Below are 2,689 nucleotides of genomic sequence, written 5' to 3'. Positions count from 1 at the left end.
CGGGCGGCTGGATAGGAGGAGCCGGATGAGCGGAGACGTTCACGTCCGGTTCTGTGAGCGCCTCGGGGGGCGGTTCCCCGGGGCGACTCGACTCTCTATTGACGAGCTTTCTGTTTCCGACGCCCTTTCATTGTTTCAGACCTTTATCGAGGTAAACCCCGTTTTTTTCTCATTGCTTCAGGGCGAGAACAGCGAAAGCAGCTCACCGAACTGATTGAGCGACATTGCTTCGTCCTGATCGAGCGCGGGCATGCGCCTTTTGATTACGGGTTTTCTTTTTTCATGTCGTGCATTGATACGGCGGGCCGTATCAATAAAAACAACGGGCAATAAAAAACCCCGCTACGCTTTAGAGGCGTAGCGGGGTTTTGTTTATTCAGGCGGAAGACGGTCTGTAAACAAGATGTACAGCAGTCCTCTTAACAAGTGATATAGCAGGTTCAAAAGGAGAAACCCGCAAATGGCCAAAACAAAAAGCGCCGTAAAAAAGCCCATATTTATCTCCTTCCGGGCTCGCGCCCGGTTCTAGTTAACCGTTCGGGTGAGTCAAAACGACGTCGCCCGGATGTTCAAGACGCTCTGCATAATAGACTGCGCCGCGCCCGTACCCGACCCACACTACAGGGTAGCCGGGATCTTCGGGAATATCTCCGGGTTCTCCCTCGATGCCGAGGTGCGCATCGCGGCACAGGATCGCGCCGGCCTGGAGCGGCTGCTGCGTTATTGTGCGCGTCCGCCGTTCGCCCTCGAGCGGCTTGAGCTGACGGACGGCGAGCGCGTCGTCTATCGCCTGCCGAAGCCTCGGCGCGATGGCGCAACGGTGTTGACGCTCACGCCGCTGGAGCTGATCGATCAGCTCGCGGCCCTGATCCCACCGCCGCGGCAGCATCGCCATCGCTACCACGGTGCGTTGGCCCCCAACTCGCCCCTGCGTGCGGCGGCCACCGCCTATGGGCGTGAGGCGACTGAGGCGTCAAGCGCAGCGACCGAGGTCGGCACAGCGCCGCTTGAGCCAGCCCCATGCACGCGCTCACCAGCCCGTTATCTCTGGGCCATGCTGTTGGCGCGGCTGTTTGAGTCGCTGCCGCTGGTCTGCCCGAACTGTGGGGCGGACAGGCGCCTCATCGCTTTCATCACCGAGGCGGCGCCCATCGAGCGGATGCTCACCCACATTGGTGAGCCGCCCCGTCCACCCCCGATCGCGCCCGCCCGCGGACCGCCGATTTGGGATGATGCGCCCGAGCCAGTGCCGGACTGGGATGACATCGCCCAGCCCGAGCCGGAGCTCGATCAGCGGATTGCCTGGTAGTGCGCCTCTTCCGCAGTAGGGGGTGCTGAGGGCGCTCGTCTCGCGTCTGTTCGAAAGCCTCCGAGCCCGACCCAATCGCAGATCGAAGGCGCGTCAATGTCCGCGCGAGGTCGCTCGGCGGAGCTCTTGCGCGTTGGCCTCACATCCTGCCCCCGCTAACCTCCAGATGACACTGGCCGCGATCCTGGCACTGAGCACGTCCACGGGGGTCGCCGCCGGGCTCTACAAGTGCACGGACCCGGCAACCGGGGCCGTCACTTTCTCGCAGACGCAGTGCGCGGCGGATGCCAGGGAAGTGGACGTGGATGTGCATCAACCGTCTGAAGACGAGATCGCCCGTCACCACCAGCGCCTCCAGGCGGGCGACCGATGGATGCAGCGTGTCGAGCAGGAGCGTGCGGCTAGAGCTAGGGCGCGCGCGGCTGCGCAGCTCGAAGCCGCGCGGGCCGCCGAGCTGGCAGCCGTCAAGGCCAAGCGCGCCAGGGCCGCGAACAATCTGGCGGGCGCCACCTGGGAGCAGGCGCTGTCCCAGGACGAAGCCAACATCAACGCGCGCTACGAAAGGCAGCTCCAGCGCCTGACGGGCGATTGACCCCGATCAGGACATTGCATCGGCGGCCTGGCCATCAGGCCGCCGCGTCCCGCACCACCTCCGGATGCCTCACCGCAATCTCCATCAGCCGCAGCGCGGCGCCTGGCGGGGTGAAGCGGCCTTGCTCCCAGTCGCGTAGCGTCGCGACCGGCGTGCGGATCAGGTCCGCGAACGCCTGCTGGGACAGCCCCAGCGTGCTGCGCGCCGAGCGCACCAAGAGCTGCTCCGGCGTGTAGCGTCGCCCGGACCGCCCGGCCCGCATCTCCTCCAGCCCCTCTCTCAGCCCCGGGATCGGCTCCCCGGCATCCGCCTCGATGGCGTCCGCAATGCTGTCAATGCTCATTCGATGGCCCTCTTGATGCTGTCGGCCTTGATGTTGGCCTGCTCCGACTTGCGGTAGATGGTGATCAGGTAGAGCACGCCTTCCGCCGACAGATTGAAGTAGATCACCCGCACCCCGCCGCGCTTCCCCCTGCCGGATCCGGCCCACCGCACCTTGCGCGCACCCTCCGCGCCAGGAATCACGTCACCCGTCAAGGGGTTTTGGGACAGCCAGGCGATGAACGCCAGGCGCTCTTCCTCCGACCAAATGGCATCGGCAAGCCGTTGAAAAGTAGGCGTTTCAATGACGGTGCGCATGATCGAGACTATACGGGAATCCCGTGATTTCAACAACGGAAAAAGTCCCACTTTTCGGGTAAAAATGGGACGGTGCGGCCTGGCAAGGCCGCGTGTTCTAGCGGGTGTGACTCCCGCCTGGGTAATCGTGCGCCGCGAGCCCAGTATCG

4 protein-coding genes and 1 pseudogene are annotated in these 2,689 nt (G+C 64.2%); 3 read left to right on the top strand and 2 right to left on the bottom strand.

The features are described from left to right. The 3 genes and pseudogenes from G3446_RS27785 to G3446_RS26270 all read left to right on the top strand — a co-directional run. Positions 1-214, top strand: a 214-nt coding sequence (locus G3446_RS27785; RefSeq protein WP_209262644.1) for a hypothetical protein, incomplete at its 5' end; no start/stop codon positions are given. Positions 215-649: 435 nt separating this feature from the next. Further along, positions 650-1,309: pseudogene (locus G3446_RS26275) on the top strand (transposase); the annotation flags it as partial. Positions 1,310-1,475: 166 nt separating this feature from the next. Continuing rightward, the gene (locus G3446_RS26270) at positions 1,476-1,901 is read left to right on the top strand and encodes a DUF4124 domain-containing protein (RefSeq protein WP_164456612.1); all 426 of its coding nucleotides are present in this window, start codon (positions 1,476-1,478) and stop codon (positions 1,899-1,901) included. Positions 1,902-1,935: 34 nt separating this feature from the next. Here the strand turns inward: G3446_RS26270 and G3446_RS26265 are convergent, their stop codons facing one another. Then, the gene (locus G3446_RS26265; RefSeq protein WP_164456611.1) at positions 1,936-2,244 is read right to left on the bottom strand and encodes a helix-turn-helix domain-containing protein; all 309 of its coding nucleotides are present in this window, start codon (positions 2,242-2,244) and stop codon (positions 1,936-1,938) included. After that, a partial coding sequence (locus G3446_RS26260) for a hypothetical protein (RefSeq protein WP_245232809.1) occupies positions 2,241-2,689 on the bottom strand: 449 nt, incomplete at its 5' end. The genes G3446_RS26260 and G3446_RS26265, both read right to left, overlap by 4 nt.

Origin of the sequence: Thiorhodococcus minor, from assembly GCF_010820565.1 — a bacterium.
GTDB classification, from domain to species: Bacteria; Pseudomonadota; Gammaproteobacteria; order Chromatiales; family Chromatiaceae; genus Thiorhodococcus; species Thiorhodococcus minor.
The sequence above is the reverse complement of the archived record's forward strand: the minus strand, read 5'-3'. Positions and strand labels throughout refer to the sequence as shown.

What these genes read in the sequence shown, in the direction of transcription:
- G3446_RS26270 (WP_164456612.1), top strand. Translation starts at nt 1,476, where the DNA reads ATGACACTGGCCGCGATCCTGGCACTGAGCACGTCCACGGGGGTCGCC.
- G3446_RS26265 (WP_164456611.1), bottom strand. Translation starts at nt 2,244, where the DNA reads ATGAGCATTGACAGCATTGCGGACGCCATCGAGGCGGATGCCGGGGAG.